The 15399-nt window shown below is 66.2% G+C and carries 18 protein-coding genes, 1 tRNA gene and 1 pseudogene; 8 read left to right on the plus strand and 12 right to left on the minus strand.

What is annotated here, in order from left to right:
• The first annotated feature begins 10 nt into the window (after positions 1-10).
• From ASD14_RS14220 to ASD14_RS14240, 5 genes are read left to right on the plus strand one after another with little or no spacing between them, the layout of a single operon-like run.
• Positions 11-1021: an alpha-ketoacid dehydrogenase subunit beta gene (locus tag ASD14_RS14220; RefSeq protein WP_056135428.1), complete on the plus strand. Its 1011-nt coding sequence runs from the start codon at positions 11-13 to the stop codon at positions 1019-1021.
• Positions 1022-1026: 5 nt separating this feature from the next.
• Positions 1027-1392, plus strand: a complete 366-nt coding sequence (locus tag ASD14_RS14225; RefSeq protein WP_056135244.1) for a cupin domain-containing protein — start codon at positions 1027-1029, stop codon at positions 1390-1392.
• Entirely contained in the window at positions 1389-1751 is a 363-nt protein-coding gene (locus ASD14_RS14230; RefSeq protein ID WP_056135247.1) for an SH3 domain-containing protein, read from the plus strand. Before ASD14_RS14225 ends, ASD14_RS14230 begins: the two co-directional genes overlap by 4 nt.
• A 1-nt stretch (position 1752) precedes the next feature.
• Entirely contained in the window at positions 1753-3087 is a 1335-nt protein-coding gene (locus ASD14_RS14235; RefSeq protein ID WP_056135251.1) for a dihydrolipoamide acetyltransferase family protein, read from the plus strand.
• A 16-nt stretch (positions 3088-3103) separates the two neighbouring features.
• Positions 3104-3490 carry a VOC family protein gene (locus ASD14_RS14240; protein WP_056135254.1) on the plus strand — a complete coding sequence of 129 codons (387 nt, stop codon included), beginning with the start codon at positions 3104-3106 and terminating at the stop codon, positions 3488-3490.
• Positions 3491-3499: 9 nt separating this feature from the next.
• On the opposite strand, the gene ASD14_RS14245 is transcribed toward ASD14_RS14240, so the two are convergent.
• Together ASD14_RS14245 and ASD14_RS14250 are read right to left on the minus strand one after the other, a co-directional pair.
• Positions 3500-4588, minus strand: coding sequence for a sensor domain-containing diguanylate cyclase (locus ASD14_RS14245; RefSeq protein WP_056135257.1), 1089 nt, complete (start codon positions 4586-4588; stop codon positions 3500-3502).
• 308 nt (positions 4589-4896) lie between these two features.
• A complete protein-coding gene (locus ASD14_RS14250; protein WP_343123463.1) occupies positions 4897-6285 on the minus strand; it encodes a tryptophan--tRNA ligase in 1389 nt (462 codons plus the stop codon).
• A gap of 72 nt (positions 6286-6357) precedes the next feature.
• On the opposite strand from ASD14_RS14250, the gene ASD14_RS14255 reads away from it, so the two are divergent.
• Positions 6358-7161 (plus strand): hypothetical protein, encoded by an 804-nt coding sequence (locus tag ASD14_RS14255; RefSeq protein ID WP_235565417.1) that lies wholly within the window; start codon positions 6358-6360, stop codon positions 7159-7161.
• A gap of 114 nt (positions 7162-7275) precedes the next feature.
• Here the strand turns inward: ASD14_RS14255 and ASD14_RS14260 are convergent, their stop codons facing one another.
• The 8 genes from ASD14_RS14260 to birA all read right to left on the minus strand — a co-directional run bounded on the left by ASD14_RS14260 (position 7276) and on the right by birA (position 11849).
• The gene (locus ASD14_RS14260) at positions 7276-7476 is read right to left on the minus strand and encodes a CsbD family protein (RefSeq protein WP_056135266.1); all 201 of its coding nucleotides are present in this window, start codon (positions 7474-7476) and stop codon (positions 7276-7278) included.
• A gap of 198 nt (positions 7477-7674) precedes the next feature.
• Complete coding sequence (locus ASD14_RS14265) at positions 7675-7827, minus strand: entericidin A/B family lipoprotein (RefSeq protein WP_056135269.1); 153 nt, start codon at positions 7825-7827, stop codon at positions 7675-7677.
• A gap of 217 nt (positions 7828-8044) precedes the next feature.
• Complete coding sequence (locus tag ASD14_RS14270; RefSeq protein WP_056135272.1) at positions 8045-8179, minus strand: entericidin A/B family lipoprotein; 135 nt, start codon at positions 8177-8179, stop codon at positions 8045-8047.
• A 116-nt stretch (positions 8180-8295) separates the two neighbouring features.
• A complete protein-coding gene (gene rocF, locus ASD14_RS14275) occupies positions 8296-9219 on the minus strand; it encodes an arginase (protein ID WP_056135275.1) in 924 nt (307 codons plus the stop codon).
• Positions 9220-9244: 25 nt separating this feature from the next.
• Positions 9245-9320 (minus strand) — tRNA-Thr (locus ASD14_RS14280).
• A 68-nt stretch (positions 9321-9388) separates the two neighbouring features.
• Positions 9389-10087, minus strand: coding sequence for an SPOR domain-containing protein (locus tag ASD14_RS14285; RefSeq protein ID WP_056135278.1), 699 nt, complete (start codon positions 10085-10087; stop codon positions 9389-9391).
• Positions 10088-10110: 23 nt separating this feature from the next.
• Entirely contained in the window at positions 10111-10848 is a 738-nt protein-coding gene (locus ASD14_RS14290) for a type III pantothenate kinase (RefSeq protein ID WP_056135281.1), read from the minus strand.
• On the minus strand, positions 10845-11849 hold the full coding sequence (birA, locus tag ASD14_RS14295) for a bifunctional biotin--[acetyl-CoA-carboxylase] ligase/biotin operon repressor BirA (RefSeq protein WP_056135285.1): 1005 nt from the start codon (positions 11847-11849) through the stop codon (positions 10845-10847). Before birA ends, ASD14_RS14290 begins: the two co-directional genes overlap by 4 nt.
• Positions 11850-11972: 123 nt before the next feature.
• Between birA and ASD14_RS14300 the strand changes: the two genes are divergently transcribed.
• A complete protein-coding gene (locus ASD14_RS14300; RefSeq protein ID WP_056135289.1) occupies positions 11973-12236 on the plus strand; it encodes a hypothetical protein in 264 nt (87 codons plus the stop codon).
• Between the two features lie 96 nt (positions 12237-12332).
• Positions 12333-12998, plus strand: a pseudogene (locus ASD14_RS14305) (M90 family metallopeptidase); the annotation flags it as partial.
• Between the two features lie 144 nt (positions 12999-13142).
• Here the strand turns inward: ASD14_RS14305 and ASD14_RS14310 are convergent.
• Together ASD14_RS14310 and ASD14_RS14315 are read right to left on the minus strand one after the other, a co-directional pair.
• Positions 13143-14540 carry an ATP-binding protein gene (locus tag ASD14_RS14310; RefSeq protein WP_056135292.1) on the minus strand — a complete coding sequence of 466 codons (1398 nt, stop codon included), beginning with the start codon at positions 14538-14540 and terminating at the stop codon, positions 13143-13145.
• A 151-nt stretch (positions 14541-14691) separates the two neighbouring features.
• A complete protein-coding gene (locus tag ASD14_RS14315) occupies positions 14692-15378 on the minus strand; it encodes a response regulator transcription factor (protein WP_056135295.1) in 687 nt (228 codons plus the stop codon).
• Positions 15379-15399 lie beyond the last annotated feature (21 nt).

Raw genomic sequence — 15399 nt, forward strand, 5'->3', positions numbered from 1 at the left:
GGCCGACACCATGCCCAAGATCGACAACGCCACCGCGACCACCACCCCCATCACCCTGATCGAAGCGATAACGCAGGCGCTCGCCTACGAGATGCGCAACGACGAATCCGTGGTGGTGCTGGGCGAAGACGTCGGCGTCAACGGCGGCGTGTTCCGCGCGACCGCCGGCCTGCAGCAGAAGTTCGGACCGGAACGCGTGCTCGACACGCCGCTCGACGAGACGACGATCGCCGGCCTCACTGTCGGCATGGCTTCGCAAGGGATGAAGCCGGTCGCCGAAGCGCAGTTCGACGGCTTCATGTACCCGATGGTCGACTTCATCGTCTGCCACGCCGCGCGCATGCGCTACCGCACGCGCGGCCGCCTGCATTGCCCGATGGTGCTGCGCGTGCCCTGGGGCGGCGGCATCCGCGCGCCGGAACACCACAGCGAGGCGAACGAAGCGATCTTCACCAACGTGCCCGGCCTGCGCGTCGTGATGCCCTCTTCGCCTGCGCGCGCCTACGGCATGTTGCTGTCGGCGATCCGCGATCCGGACCCCGTGATCTTCTTCGAACCCAAGCGCATCTATCGCCAGTACAAGGAACTCGTGCCCGACGACGGCGAGGCGCTGCCGCTCGACGTGTGCTACGTGCTGCGCGACGGCAGCGACATCACGCTGGTGACGTGGGGCGCGCAGGTGAAGGAAACGCTGGAAGCCGCCGAAAAGCTCGCGGGCGAAGGCATCAGCGCCGAAGTGATCGACGTTGCCACGCTGCGTCCGCTCGACTTCGCGACGATCGCGGAGTCGGTGAGCCGTACCGGCCGCTGCGTGATCGTGCACGAGGCGCCGAAGACCGCCGGCTTCGGTGCGGAAATCGCCGCGCGCCTGGCCGAGGAGTCGATGTACGACCTGCTCGCGCCGGTCGAGCGCGTCACCGGTTACGACACGCACATCCCGCTGTTCCGCCTGGAGATGAAGTACCTGCCGAGCGTGGACCGCATCGTGGCCGCAGCGAAGCGCACGATGGCGGCGGGCTGACGGCGATGACAATTGAAGCGATCAACTTCGCGGGCAAGCTCGGCACCTTCGCCGAGCCGTGGTCGCCGCGGGTGATCGCCGAAATGAACGATTACCAGTTCAAGCTCGTCAAGCTACAGGGCGAGTTCGTCTGGCATTCGCACGCGGATACCGATGAAACGTTCATCGTGCTCGCCGGCACGCTGTGCATGGGTTTCCGCGATCGTGAAGTAAACGTGCAGGCAGGCGAAATGATCGTCGTGCCGCGCGGCGTCGAGCATTGCCCGCGCGCGGACGACGAATGCCATGTGCTGCTGGTCGAGCCGCGCGGCGTGGTGAATACCGGCGAAGCCGGTGGTGAACTGACCGCCGCGAACGACGTCTGGGCATGAAGCGCGCCGTGGTCATCGCGCCGCATCGTGCACCGGATCGTCCGCCGGTCCGTGTCGAACCTGGCGACAGCGTCACCCTCGGCGAGCGCGATAGCGAGTGGCCGCAGTTCGTGTGGACATCGCTGGCGACCGGACTCGGCGGCTGGATGCCGTCGGTGCTTTTCGACCGCGAAGAGGGCGAGGCCACGGCAACGCAGCCCTGCGACACCCGCGAACTCGACGCGGACGAAGGCGACACGTTGCTGCTTCACCACGAACTCGCAGGGTGGTGGTGGGCCGAAAACATGCAAGGCACGAGCGGATGGATTCCCACGCGCGTGCTCCGGATACTTGAAGACAGCCAGAGCGAAGAGACCTGACATGGCCGAAACGAAGACGTTCTTCCTTCCCGACCTCGGCGAAGGCCTACCCGATGCCACCATCGTCGAATGGATGGTGAAGCCCGGCGACACGATCCTGCTCGACGCGCCGCTGGTGTCGATGGAAACCGCCAAAGCCGTGGTCGAAGTGCCGTCGCCCGTGTCGGGCAAGGTGCTCAAGCTCGCCGGTGCTGCGGGCGACGTGATCGTCACCGGCAAGATGCTCGCGGAATTCGAAGTCGATCCGTCGCTGCCGCAGCGCGCGGAAGGACAGGACACCGGGCACCATCACGGCGGCGGCACTCATGCCGAGCCCGCAAAGGAACCGGAAACGAAGACCGAAGCCCTGCGCGAGGACAGCGGCACGGTGGTCGGCGCGATGCAGAGTTCGGATGCGGTACGCAGCGAGGCCGCCGTCGCGGTCGGTGGCGTCAAGGCGATGCCGGCCGTGCGCGCGCAGGCGCGCAAGCTCGGCGTGGACATCGCGCGCGTAAGCCCGAGCGGCGCGGATGGCGTGGTGACGATGGATGACGTGAAGCGTGCCGCGGCGGATGGCAGTGCCAAGGTGGGCGCCGCGCCCGCAGCACGTGCGCCCTCGCCTGCCCCGGCTGCAGCGCCTGCAGCTGCGCCGTCTTCGCGCAGCACGCTGTCGCAATCGGGCAAGCCGATGCGCACGCAGCCGCCGGGTGTCGCCGCGACGGGGCAGCCCGAACAGCTCAAGGGCGTGCGCCGCAACATGGCGCGCGTGATGGCCGACGCGCACAGCAAGGTCGTGCCGACCACGCTGGTCGACGACGCCGACCTGCACGCCTGGATCGGCAAGCAGGACATCACCGCGCGCCTGGTCCGCGCGATCGTGAGCGCGTGCAAGACCGTGCCTGCGCTCAACGCGTGGTTCGATGGCGAAAACCTCACCCGCACGCTGCATCCGCATGTCGACATCGGCATCGCGGTGGATACCGATGACGGCCTGTTTGTTCCGGCCCTGCGCAACGCGGACATGCTCGATGGCGCGGGCATTCGCACCGGCATCCAGCGCCTGCGCGCGCAGGTCGAGGACCGCACGATCCCGTCCGGCGAACTGAGCGGCTATACGATTTCGCTGTCGAACTTCGGCATGTTCGCGGGCCGTTACGCGACACCGGTCGTGGTGCCGCCATGCGTGGCGATCATCGGCGCCGGCAAGCTGTCGCACGACGTGGTCGCGGTGATCGGCGGGATCGAAGTGCATCGGCGCATGCCGATTTCGCTGACATTCGATCATCGCGCCTGCACGGGCGGCGAGGCGGCGCGCTTCCTCAAGGCGTTGCTCGACGATATGGCCTCGCCGAACTGATCTCCGGAGCAGCACCATGACCCACCACAGCCGTCTTGCCGGTTTCATCATCGACTGCAACACCGGCGACCTCGATGCCGCCGCGGACTTCTGGAGTGGCGCGCTCGGCATCAGCATCGCCGACCGCAATGCAGGCGACGACACCGCGCAGTACCAGCAGTTCGGCGACACGCCGGGCGATCTGCACATCGAAGTGCAGAAGGTCGATCACCCCTCGCGCGTGCACCTGGACATCGAAGCCGACGATCTGGACGCCGAAGCGGCGCGGCTGGAGCAGCTCGGCGCGAAGAAGATCGCCTTCGTGAAGCGCTGGTGGGTAATGGAGGCACCGACCGGCCATCGCTTCTGCATCGTCAGGATGAAGCACCCGGAACGCGGCACGCCACCGCGCGAATGGCCCTGACGCCAGGGCTCAATCCGGATCGATGCTGCTGAAAAACGGCGTATCGTCGATCACCACGCGGTTGCGGCCGGCCTGCTTGGCGCGATAGAGCGCCTGGTCCGCGCGGCCGAAGGTCTGTTCCGGGCGATCGCGCGCGGGGTCGCCGGCGGCGATCCCCATCGATACGGTGATCGAAAACGACAGTGGCGCCTGCGCGATGCGTTCACGGATGCGATGCGCGACCTCGGATGCCCCGTCGAGCGCAGTGCCCGGCAGATACACGACGATCTCCTCGCCGCCGAACCTCACCGCGATGTCGCTTTTGCGGATGGACTGCGTCACGGCATCCGCGACCGCACGCAGCGCCTGGTCGCCGGCGAGATGGCCGTGCGCGTCATTGACCTGCTTGAAGTGATCGATGTCGAGCAGCAACAGCGTGTACGGCGGCTGCTCGGAGGCGTCACGCGCGAGCGTTTCCGCTAATAGCACTTCCATCGCCGCGCGGTTGAGCAGGCCCGTCAGTGGATCGCGACTGGCGGTCTGTTGCAGTTCCTCGTGGCGCTTCTGCAACTCGGCGCGCGCCTGTTCTGCGCGCAGCGCGGCGGCTTCGCGCGCGGTCAGCAGCTGTCCCTGCTCGAGCATCAGCCGGCGCAGTTCCAGCAGATGCTGCGTCTGCCGCGCCAGCAGTTCGAGTCCTTCCACCTGCTGCGAAGTCAGATGCCGCGGCACCACGTCGGCGACGCTCAGCGTGCCCAGCGGATGGCCATCCGGGCTCAGCAGCGGCGCGCCTGCATAGAAGCGTGGCGGCTTTCCGCCCAGCCGGCGCCGCTTGGCGGCGGGAATCGGATCGATATCGAGATCATCGATCACCAGCGTGCGACCGGGCTGGTCGATCGCGTGGTTGCACAATGACAGTTCACGCGGCACCTGCGACTGGTCGACGCCGATCTGCGCCTTGAACCAGACGCGATCGCGATCGATGAGCGAGATCGATGCCGCCGACACCCCGCAAAGCGTCACCGCCAACCGGACGATGTCGTCGAACGCCTGCTCCGGGCCGCTGTCGACGATGGCGTAGGCGTCCAGCGCCGCCTGACGTGCGGCTTCCAGTTCGTTCATTTGCCCCGGAATGTGTGCGGACATGCGCATCACGATTGCGCCGTGGGGATGTGGAGTCAAGCGCGTTGGCCCGTGCACAGCGCGGCCTCGCCAATGCGTCGTCCCCGCGAAGGCAAGGAGCGGCACTTTGCTTTCGCTGTTCGTTTTGCCGTTGCCTTCATTCCAGCGGAAGCTGGAATCCGTTCTGCGTTGTTTTCCTCAGGTCCGAAGCAAGGGCAAAAAAGGACTCCGGCTTTCGCCGGAATGGACCATGGATGACTCAGGGACCCGAGGGGCGGTGCTTATCGCGTCAAACCCTTCAGGCTTCTTCAAGCCTCTTCCGCCAGCTGCGCCAGTGCATCCACGACATCGGCGAGTTCCGCCGCATCGTGCAGATGCCCGATCAGCTCGTCGCCCAGATGCAGCGCATCGGCTTCGGCGTGGCGTAGCGCACTGGTACCGTCGCGCCTGAGACGTGCGATCAGCTGCCCCGCATCCTTCGGCGAGGGGAAGCCGATGCTCTGTACCAGCACGCGCTCGCCATCGACGAGCTTGAAGTAGAAGCGGCCATCGGCCTCACGGTATTGCTTGAACACAGGCGCCGCGCTCTTCTCCTTCTTCGCCTTGCCCGACGACACCGCACTCGACAGAGTGCGCAGACCCACCGCTTCGCGCAGGCGCATGAGCAAGGGCGTCGCATGCTGCGCGCGCAGGCGTGCCGCGCCATCGCGCAGGATGGCTTCGATCTCCGCGGGCTTCGCCATCAATGCTTCGTACTGCTCGCGCTGCGGCGCGATTTCCGAGTCGATGCGCTCGAACAGTTTCTGCTTCGCATCGCCCCAACCAATGCCTTCCGCGAAGGCCTGGCGCATCGTCGCGGTTTCGCCCGCCGAAGCGAAAGCCTGATAGAGCTGGAATACGTTCGACGTGTCCGCATCTTTCGGCTCGCCGGGAGCGCGCGAATCGGTGACGATGCCGGCAATCAGCTTCCTGAGCTGATCGCGTGGGACGAACAGCGGGATCGTGTTGTCGTAGCTCTTGCTCATCTTGCGGCCGTCGAGGCCCGGCAAGGTCGCCACGTGCTCCTCGATCGCCGCTTCGGGCAAGGTGAAATATTCGCCATGGAGATGGTTGAAGCGCTGGCCGAAGTCGCGCGCCATTTCGATGTGTTGCACCTGGTCGCGCCCGACGGGCACCTTGTGCGCGTTGAACAGCAGGATGTCGGCGGCCATCAGCACCGGGTACATGAAGAGGCCCGCGGTGATCGCCGCATCGTCGTCCACGCCTTCGGCGCGGTTCCTGTCCACCGCGGCCTTGTAGGCATGTGCGCGATTGAGGATGCCCTTGCCGGCGACGCAGCTGAGAAACCAGGTAAGTTCCGGAATCTCCGGGATGTCGCTCTGGCGATAGAACCACACCGATTCCGGATCGAGGCCGCAGGCGAGCCACGTCGCGGCGATTTCCAGTGTCGAGCGCTGCACGCGTGCCGGATCAGTGACCTTGATCAGCGCGTGGTAATCGGCGAGGAAGTAGTAGCTCTCCACGTTCGGATCGCGGCTGGCGGCGATCGCCGGCCGGATCGCGCCGACATAGTTGCCGAGGTGGGGCGTGCCGGACGTGGTGATGCCGGTGAGGACGCGGGTGCGGGACATGCGGAAACGGACTCGGGAGCTCAGAAACGCGGTCCGGCAGTTTAACCGCTGCCTGTCCCGCGGCACCGCCGCCCTCTCCGGCAAACCCCGTTCCCGGCGCAGCCGCGTTTTCCCGCATACCTCACCGGGAGACGCGCCATGTTCCGCCGCTTCGCAACCGCAGCCCTTTGCCTGGCCCTCGCCGCCTGCACTTCGGTGCAGGCTCGTCCACTCGTCGATCTCGCCGTGGTCGATCGCGATCGCGGCTATGCCGCCGATGGCTGGCTCAACCCGATCCGGTATCGCGGCCAGGACTGGATCGAAGGTGCGCCAGGCCATCGCTATTCCGTTCGCCTTACCAATACCACCGGGGAACGCGTGCTCGTGGTGCTGTCGGTCGATGGCGTCAATGCCGTCACTGGGGAAACAGCGCACCCGTCGCAGGCCGGTTACGTGCTCGAACCCTGGGAAAGCGCGGAGATCAATGGTTGGCGCAAGTCATTAGAGGACGTCGCGCAATTCGTGTTCACCGACCTGCCCGACAGCTACGCCGCGCGCACCGGCCGGCCCGGCAACGTGGGCGTGATCGGCGTCGCCGTGTTCGAGGAAGCGCGGCCGGTGTATTACGAAGCGCCGGCCTGGCGCGGTCCACCGGTCGCGCGCGACGGTGCTTCGCAGGCGAAGGCTCCCACGGCCGCCGCGGAAGGACGCAGCGTGGACCGCGAAGAGGCCGCTTCAGCGCAGACGCTCGGCACCGGGCATGGCCAGCGCGAATGGGCACCGGCTTCGCGCACCGGCTTCATGCGTGCGACGCGTGCACCGGCCCAGGTCACGCAGCTGCGCTACGACGATTACCGCACGCTCGTCGCGCGTGGCGTGCTGCCGCGGGAACCGGATCATCGTTGGCGCGAAAACGCACCGGAAGCATTCCCGCAAGGATTCGTTGCCGATCCGCCGCGCTGAGTACGGTTTGGTGTCGTGGAGCTCGGCAAATGAAACGGGCCGCAATGGCGGCCCGTTTCATCGGTGCATGCATCGCGACTTCAAGCCGAGGTTGCATGCATTCCGTTCATTGCATCAATGCAGCGTCTTCGCGAAGTCGTCCACTTCGCGTTCGGCGCGCGCGCGATCCCAGCCATAGCGTTCCTGCAACTTGCCGGCGAGGTACTCGGAATTGCCTTCGCTGACATCGAAAACGTCATCGGTCAGGTCGCCCCAACGCGCCTGCATCTGGCCTTTCAGCTGCGTCCATTTGCCCTGAATGATGTCTTTGTTCATCGTGCACTCCTCAATGGGGAAGGTGCATCGGCATGCGATGCCCCTGCAGGATGCAAGCAGCCGCGTTGCCTCCACATCACGATCACGTTATCGGCCGTTGCTTGCTGAACGCGCTCCGGCCTGAATGGTGCAGCCAGTCGCGCAAACAAAAAGGCCGGGGAAATCCCGGCCCTTTCGTGAATGCGCTGGTGCTAGAAATCAGCACTCGGCATCCTTGCAATCCTGGGCCTTGTCTTCAACCTTCTCGCCCACCTTCTGCACGTCCTTGCCGGCACCCGCCACGGTGTTGCAGGCGGTAAGGAAGCCGGACGAGAACGCGACCAGCAGCAGCAGGGAAATCAGACGCTTCATGTTTGTCTCCTTCGTGGCTGTCGGGGATTCCGTCTCTCCGGGAGTCGGCCTGCTGGGCCTCGTCCGTGTCCGCATCTAACGCGGGGCGGGATGAACTTGCCGTGCAGATGCTCCCGCGGCGATCAGAACCCGTTCATTTTCCGGAATGCCCGCGGAACCGGAGAAAACAAAAAAGGCCGGATCGCTCCGGCCTTTCCTGTTGCCACTAGCAGGCGATTCAATTGCTCGCCTTGTCCTCGACTTTTTCGCCGAGCTTCTTCACGTCCTTGCCCAGGCCTTCCATGGTGTTGCAGGCCGACAGTGTCGCGATCGAGAACAGTGCCAGCAATGCCGTGGCGATCAGACGCTTCATTCGAGGAATCTCCGAGGGTGATGAGGGAGGCGGGCAGGCCGCGCCGGCGAATGGTGTGACGGCGGCGTGAGCGGCGCAAGAGGCGCCTGGAGGCCTGGCTGGCGCCGATTCAGTCGTCAGTCGCGCATCAGCGTGGACTTGCCGAACAGGCTTTCCACCAGGTCGACGGCGAGCTTCGCGGTGCGATTGCGCTTGTCGATGATGGGGTTCAACTCGACGATGTCGAGGGACCTCATGCGCCCGCTGTCGGCGATCATTTCCATCACCAGCTGCGCCTCGCGGTAGTTGGGGCCGCCAGGGACGGTCGTGCCCACGCCGGGCGCGATCGACGGATCGAGGAAATCGACGTCGAAGCTGACGTGGAGGTGCGTGTTGTCGTCGACCCCGTCGAGCGCCTCCTCCATCGCGCGCTTCATGCCGACTTCGTCGATGTAGCGCATGTCGTAGACGTCGAGCCCGTGTTCCTTGACCAGGCGCTTCTCGCCTTCGTCCACGGAGCGGATGCCGATCTGGCGGAAGGCTTCGGGCTGCACCGCCGGCGTATCGCCGCCGAGATGGGTGAGTTCGCGCGGGCCGAGTCCGCACAGGCAGGCCACGGGCATGCCATGCACGTTGCCCGACGGGGTGACGTCGCTGGTGTTGAAGTCGGCGTGCGCGTCCAGCCAGAGCACGCGCAGCTTCAGGCCGGTCTCGCGGCAGTGCCGCGCAACGGCGGTAATCGAGCCGGTGCCGAGGCAATGATCGCCTCCCAGCAGGATGGGCATCCGGCCGCCACGCAGCTCGGCGAGCACCGCATCCATCACGGCACGATTCCACTCGACCACTTCCGCCAGGTGGCGGTAGCCCCCCACTGGTTTTTGCCACGGGTTACGCGGGCCATCGAGATTGCCGCGATCGATCACCTCGACGCCGCGCTTGACCAGCGCTTCGCCGAGGCCCGCTATGCGCAGTGCTTCCGGCCCCAACCGGGCACCACGGTCCCCCGCGCCGACATCGGTGGGCGCGCCAATCAACGAAACGGGAAGGAAGCTGCGATTCATGCACCGATCCAGCTTGAAAGGGACGTGGTGCCGGCTGTCAGAATCGAACTGACGACCTACCGCTTACAAGGCGGTTGCTCTACCAACTGAGCTAAGCCGGCGTGAGAATTGCGGCGCTGACGACATCAACGCCGGGTGCGCATTCTAGCCTGCCGCGAAGGCGCTCCGGTCAGCGCGCGGGGCAATCGGCCTTGCGATGCTGCGCGGCCGCGATGGAGGCCTGGGCGCGGCGTGGATCGAAGGCCTCGTCGGCAACGACATCCAGCCAGATGCTTGCCGCACCAGGTTCACCCAGCGCCGCGGTCTGGGCCGCGAAACCGGCGGCGATGAGCGCATCGGCACGCTTTTTGGCGCCCTCTTCATTGCGATAGCGGCCCAGCGCGATCGAATTGGCTTCCGCGCCTTCGCGCACCACGAGGAAGTCGTCGAAACCGGCGGCACTGATGCGCTGTGCGACGGCCTGCGCCTGTTCGAGCGAAGGAAACGGCGGCAGGTAGACGCGCCAGCCACGTGCCGGCGTCGCCGCGCCAGCCTGTTCGCGCGTCGTCAGTTTCTGCACCTGCGGCTTCAGTTTGGCTGCGGCCGCCGTGGCGGCATTCTGCGAAGCGAACGGTCCGAAGCTGAAGCACTGTTGTGCCGGCGGCGCGGTGATCGCTTCCATGGAAGGCGAAGGCATCGGTGCCGGCGCGCTGGCAACCGTTGCAGGCGACGGCGCGAGTACCGCGGCTTCACCGATCAATTGCAGGCGTGCAACACCTGCGGGCAACTGCGCCGTTGCGGCCGGCGGTGGCGGGTCGTGTGCGATCCACCAGGCCGCCACGCCGAGGTTGAGCACCGAGAACAGGACGATGAGCGTGCGTACGAGCATGCGTCGATTCTAGGGGCAAGCTTCTAGGGCATGGAATCGACGCGTGCCCAGATCGCCAATCCTTCCAGGACCAGCGAGGCCACGCGGGTCGCACCAGGCAGTTTTTTCACAAGGTCGTCCGCGCCTCCACCATGCACGAGAAGCTTCGGGCGCTGGCCCAGCAGGCGATGCGCGGCCTGGCGGCTGGTTTCGATCAACGCCAGCGCGGCGCCTTCGCAACCAGAGGCGAGTGCGTCTTCGGTATCGGCGGCAAAGTCGGCGTAGTGCCCACCTTCCACGGGAAGCTGGGGCGCGCGCGCATGCAGGACTTCGCGCATCAGCGTCGGCGAAGGCGCGATCCGGCCGCCCGCGTGTCGGCCCTGCGCATCGACCAGGTCGATGGTGAGCGCGGTACCGACGCCGCACAACAACACCGCGCCATCGCCGCGGGCATGCGCGGCGAGCATGGCGAGGAAGCGGTCGACACCGAGCTTGCGCGGATGCGCATACGCGATGTGGAAATCGCCGAAGGTCTTCTGCGTGCGCGCGAGGGAAATGCGCCGCGCGCGTTGCGTCAGGGCCTGCAACAGCGCTACGCGCAGGTGTTCGTTGGCGACGCTGGCGACATAGGCGGCGTCGATGCGCGCTGGCAGCGCCCTGGCCAATGCGTCCGCGAGATCGGCTTCGCGATGCGGCAACGCAATGACATCGCCCACCTTTCCATCGACCAGCGGCGCGCACTTGAGCCGTGTGTTGCCCAGGTCGAACAGCCACGGGTTCATGCGATGGCGGCCCTGCGGACGCTGACTTCGCCTGCATGCACGCGCTGCTCGCGACCGTCATCGAGGCGCAGGCGCAAGGCACCGTCTTCGGCGACGCCCAAGGCGATTCCGTTCTGCGCTGCATTCGCCGACTGCAAGGTGACGCGCTGGCCTGCGAGCGCGTCCATGGCCGCGTAGCGCGTCAGGAACGGGGCGAGTCCTTCCGCATCGAAAAGCTCCAACGCCGGAAGCAGGTGGGCGAGGACTGCCGCCGCGACGGCATTGCGTTCGGGCAGGCTACGCCCCGCGTTCGCGGAAAGAGTCGCGAGGTCGCACCAGGGCTGGTCGATGTCGCGGGCCGCCGCTTCGGGCATGCGCACATTGAGTCCGAGCCCGATCACGGCACGCGCCGGGCCCGCGTGTTCGCCGCTGCCTTCGATCAGCAGGCCGCCGAGCTTGCGCAGTCCTTCGGGTCCGGCGATCACCACGTCGTTCGGCCATTTCAGGCGCACGTCGTCGAAACCGTTCGCGTGCAGCGCCTCGGCTACGGCGACACCTGCGACGAGGCTCAGGCCGCCCAGCCGCGCCAGCCCCCCGCCGAAACTGCGGGCTAGCGACAGATAGAGGTGTGCCGCCAGCGGGGACGCCCAGACCCGGCCGCGGCGGCCGCGACCGCCGGTCTGGCGCTCGGCCATCAGGATTTCGACCTTGGATTCTTCGGTTACCCGCCGCCGCAGCAGTTCACTGTTGGTGGAATCGATGGACCAGGCAATGTCCAACTGGCTGATGTGGCCACGCACCGTCGGTGGAAGCGCCGCGAGAATGGCACCGCCAGCGAGCAGGTCCAGCGGCTCGACGAGCGCGTAGCCGCACCCGGGCCGGGCCACGATGTCCAGGCCGGCCTGACGTAGGGCCTCGATCCGCTTCCAGACCGCGGCCCGGGTCTGGCCCGCGGCCCGGGCGAGCACGTCGCCGCTGGCGGGACCGCGAATCAGGTGTTCGAGAAGGGCGCGATCGTCCATGCGGGGATTATGCGGGGCGCTGCTGTTGCGACGCACCACAAGCCGCCCGACGAATGCAATCCGCCGGGGCATCGGAGTGCGATATAGTCCAGCGGTCCCCGACGTCCGGGAGAGGACTTCCCCATGCGCCGCATTGCCGTATGCCTGCTCATCGTCGCCAGCGCGACCGTGGCAGCGCGCGAAAGCAAGCTCAGCGACGCCGAAGGCGGCAGCTGCCGCGGCGCGCATTCGGCCAGCACGCGTGCTCCGGACCGCGATCCGGTCATCCTGCCGGCGCCGATGGTGAAGAAGACCAAGCCCCTGCCCAGCAACACCGGCGGCGGTGGCGACGACGTGCGTTTGCAGTCGCCGCGCTGGCATCGCTTCCTGCCGGGCATGTTCCGCTAAGCCTGCGTCGCCACGTTGTTCGGCTGGCTGCGCCTCGCGCGAACCCCACAACCGATAGCTTCCAATCTCTGGCGCGACATCCGCGCCGCCCTGCCGTGGGCGGCCGCGCTGGATGCAGCGCGCGAAGAGCGCCTGTCGCAACTCGCCGCACGCTTCCTGCACGAAAAAACCATCACGCCCATCGGCGATCTCGTCCTCGACGAACGCGATCGCGGCGTGCTCGCCGCTGCCTGCTGCCTGCCGCTACTGGAATTCGGCGAAGCCGGGCTACGTGGCTGGTCGCAACTGATCGTCTATCCCGAAGCGTTCCGCGTGAACCGCACGCACGTCGATGCGGCAGGGGTGCTGCACGAATGGGAGGACGAACTGATCGGCGAATCCTGGGACACGGGCCCGCTGATCCTGTCGTGGGCCGACGTACTCGCCGACTGTGAGGATCCGCGCGCCGGATTCTGCGTGGCTGTCCACGAGATGGCGCACAAGATCGACGTGCTCGATGGCGAGCTCGACGGCACGCCGCCTTTGCCGGGACCGTGGCAACGCGGCTGGGCGCGCGATTTTCAGGCCGCTTACGACGCGTTCGTCGAGGCCGTGGATGCGGGGCGCGACACCGCGATCGATTCCTACGCGGCCGAAGCGCCGGAAGAATTCTTTGCCGTCACCAGCGAATACCACTTCAGCAATCCACGACTATTGCTCGCGGAATTGCCGAAGGTGGCGGCGCATCTGGAGCGCTTCTACGGGTCTTCGCCTTTCAGTTGAATGTAAGGGCTGGAGGTCAGCCAACGCGTGTTGCGTTGTCCGCCATTCCTGCGAAAGCGGCAATCCCATGACTTTGTTGTCGTTCCCTTCCCGGCATGGACGACAAGCTACCGGATTCCGCTTTCGGGAATGAAGCAAAGGACATTACAGCCCTGGCGGCAGCCTCACTTCGAACCGAGCGCCGCCCAGTTCCTTCGACGCACTCACATCCAGCGTGCCGCGATACGCACGCACCAGGTCCTGCACGATCGACAGGCCGATGCCGTGACCCTGCACGCGCTCGTCGCCACGCACGCCACGCTGCAGGATCAGCGCCACTTTTTCCGGCGGAATACCCGGGCCGTCGTCGTCGACGGCCACCAGCAGGCCCGGGCGGCGCTTCGGCACGTGCTCGCCGAACTGCACGGTCAGCAGCACGCGCGAGCGTGCCCACTTGAAGGCGTTTTCCAGCAGATTGCCCAGCAGCTCCTGCAGGTCGCCGGGTTCGCCGTGGAACTGCGCGCCGGGTGCGATATCGAATTCGCACAGCACGCCCTTGCTGGCGTAGACCTTCTCCAGCCCTTTCACGATCTGCTCGGCGTGCGGCTCGATCCCGATCGGCGCCGCGAACAGCTGGTGGCCTGAGCGTGCAGCGCGCGCCAACTGGTACGACACGAGGTCGTTCATGCGCCGCAACTGTACGTCTACTTCCTCGCGCAACTCCGACTCCGGCCCCGGGTGGTCGAGGCGCGCGCGCAGCACAGCGAGCGGCGTCTTGAGGCTATGCGCAAGATCGGCGAGCGTGTTGCGCTGCCGATCGAGGTTCTCGCGCTCGCTCTCGATGAAGGCGTTGATGCTCTCGGTAAGCGGCTCCAGTTCGCGCGGGTGGCGCTCGCTCATGCGCGATGCCACGCCGCGCTGCACGCGCTTGAGCTCGTCGATCACGTTGCGCAGCGGGCGCAGGCTCCAACGCAGCACCACGGTCTGCAACAGCATCAGGATAAGGCCCGCGCTTCCGAGATAACGCCACAACGCCGCCCGGAAGACCGCAACCTGCTGGCTCAGTGCAGTCGTGTCTTCGAGGATATAGATCGTGTAGGGGAATTCCGCTTTCGCATTGCCCTCCGCGCTCCAGATGAAACCGCGTCCGTAGCGGAAAACTTCGCCCGCCGTGCCGTTGATCTGCGTCATCGGTAACGGCCCTTCGAAGCGCTCTTCGTTGGATTGCAGCATCCGCGAGGGCGGCAACATGGGCCCCTGCGCAGAATGCGAATCCCAGTGCGCGTTGGGCAGCACGACTTCAGCGTACAGACCGCTACCGGGCCGCTCAAAGCGCGGCTCGATGGGATCGTAGGGCTGGATGAATTCGCCATTGCGCGCGAATTCGCTCTTGTCGGCGTAGGCCAGCGCGTAGTTCTCGAGCCGCTGGCGCAGGTTGTCCTTCGCGGTCTGCTGGAAGGCGCGGTCGAGCGCGTAACCTGCGAGCGCGAGGAATGCGATCAGACCCAGGCTCGCGGCCAGCAACTGGCGTATCTGCAGCGAGCGCGGCTGGCGCCAGCTCATGGCGTGGCCTCGCTGAGAAGGGGAACGACGCTGGCGGACACGGAACTCATGTGCCGCCAGCGTACAAAGTACCGGGGCCGCGCGCGATCAGCCGGTCGACGAAATCCGACGCAGTGATCAACCAGCGACCCCGGCTGTCGCTACGTGCCTGCTATTGATCACCGCTGCGCGGGATGGCGAAACGGTAGCCGCGGCCACGTACGGTTTCGATCGGCTTGAGCGAACCATCGGGATCCAGCTTCTTGCGCAGGCGTCCGATGAAGACTTCAAGCACGTTGGAATCGCGATCGAAATCCTGCTGGTAGATGTGCTCGGTGAGATCGGCCTTCGACACCAGCTCGCCGGCATGCATCATCAGGTACTCGAGCACCTTGTACTCGTAGCTGGTCAGGTCGACGTTGTTGCCGGCGACGCTGACGGTCTGCGCGGCGAGATCGAGCACGACCGGACCGCATTCCAGCGACGGCTTGCTCCACCCTGCGGCGCGGCGCACCAGCGCGTTGATGCGCGCGAGCAGTTCTTCGACATGGAAGGGCTTGACCAGGTAGTCGTCGGCGCCCTGCTTCAGGCCCTCGACCTTGTCCTGCCAGCTCGACCGCGCGGTCAGGATCAGCACCGGGAATTTCTTGCCTTCCTCCCGCAGGGCCTTGATCAGGTCCATGCCGGACATCTTGGGCAGGCCCAGGTCGATGATGCCGAGATCAAACGGGACCTCGCGGCCCATGTACAGGCCTTCCTCGCCGTCCTGCGCGGCATCGACGGCAAAGCCCTCGCGCTTGAGGCGCGCAGCCAGGGTTTCGCGGAGGGGAGCTTCGTCCTCGACCAGGAGAATGCGCATGGGAGACTCCTTCAGCAGAAC

The organism is Lysobacter sp. Root494 (assembly GCF_001427225.1).
Lineage (GTDB): Bacteria > Pseudomonadota > Gammaproteobacteria > Xanthomonadales > Xanthomonadaceae > Agrilutibacter.

Bases quoted from the DNA above. Each gene is read 5' to 3' on its own strand.
- ASD14_RS14220 (WP_056135428.1), top strand. From the start codon at position 11: ATGCCCAAGATCGACAACGCCACCGCGACCACCACCCCCATCACCCTG.
- ASD14_RS14225 (WP_056135244.1), top strand. From the start codon at position 1,027: ATGACAATTGAAGCGATCAACTTCGCGGGCAAGCTCGGCACCTTCGCC.
- ASD14_RS14230 (WP_056135247.1), top strand. From the start codon at position 1,389: ATGAAGCGCGCCGTGGTCATCGCGCCGCATCGTGCACCGGATCGTCCG.
- ASD14_RS14235 (WP_056135251.1), top strand. From the start codon at position 1,753: ATGGCCGAAACGAAGACGTTCTTCCTTCCCGACCTCGGCGAAGGCCTA.
- ASD14_RS14240 (WP_056135254.1), top strand. From the start codon at position 3,104: ATGACCCACCACAGCCGTCTTGCCGGTTTCATCATCGACTGCAACACC.
- ASD14_RS14245 (WP_056135257.1), bottom strand. From the start codon at position 4,588: ATGAACGAACTGGAAGCCGCACGTCAGGCGGCGCTGGACGCCTACGCC.
- ASD14_RS14255 (WP_235565417.1), top strand. From the start codon at position 6,358: ATGTTCCGCCGCTTCGCAACCGCAGCCCTTTGCCTGGCCCTCGCCGCC.
- ASD14_RS14260 (WP_056135266.1), bottom strand. From the start codon at position 7,476: ATGAACAAAGACATCATTCAGGGCAAATGGACGCAGCTGAAAGGCCAG.
- ASD14_RS14265 (WP_056135269.1), bottom strand. From the start codon at position 7,827: ATGAAGCGTCTGATTTCCCTGCTGCTGCTGGTCGCGTTCTCGTCCGGC.
- ASD14_RS14270 (WP_056135272.1), bottom strand. From the start codon at position 8,179: ATGAAGCGTCTGATCGCCACGGCATTGCTGGCACTGTTCTCGATCGCG.
- rocF (WP_056135275.1), bottom strand. From the start codon at position 9,219: ATGAATCGCAGCTTCCTTCCCGTTTCGTTGATTGGCGCGCCCACCGAT.
- ASD14_RS14285 (WP_056135278.1), bottom strand. From the start codon at position 10,087: ATGCTCGTACGCACGCTCATCGTCCTGTTCTCGGTGCTCAACCTCGGC.
- ASD14_RS14290 (WP_056135281.1), bottom strand. From the start codon at position 10,848: ATGAACCCGTGGCTGTTCGACCTGGGCAACACACGGCTCAAGTGCGCG.
- birA (WP_056135285.1), bottom strand. From the start codon at position 11,849: ATGGACGATCGCGCCCTTCTCGAACACCTGATTCGCGGTCCCGCCAGC.
- ASD14_RS14300 (WP_056135289.1), top strand. From the start codon at position 11,973: ATGCGCCGCATTGCCGTATGCCTGCTCATCGTCGCCAGCGCGACCGTG.
- ASD14_RS14310 (WP_056135292.1), bottom strand. From the start codon at position 14,540: ATGAGCTGGCGCCAGCCGCGCTCGCTGCAGATACGCCAGTTGCTGGCC.
- ASD14_RS14315 (WP_056135295.1), bottom strand. From the start codon at position 15,378: ATGCGCATTCTCCTGGTCGAGGACGAAGCTCCCCTCCGCGAAACCCTG.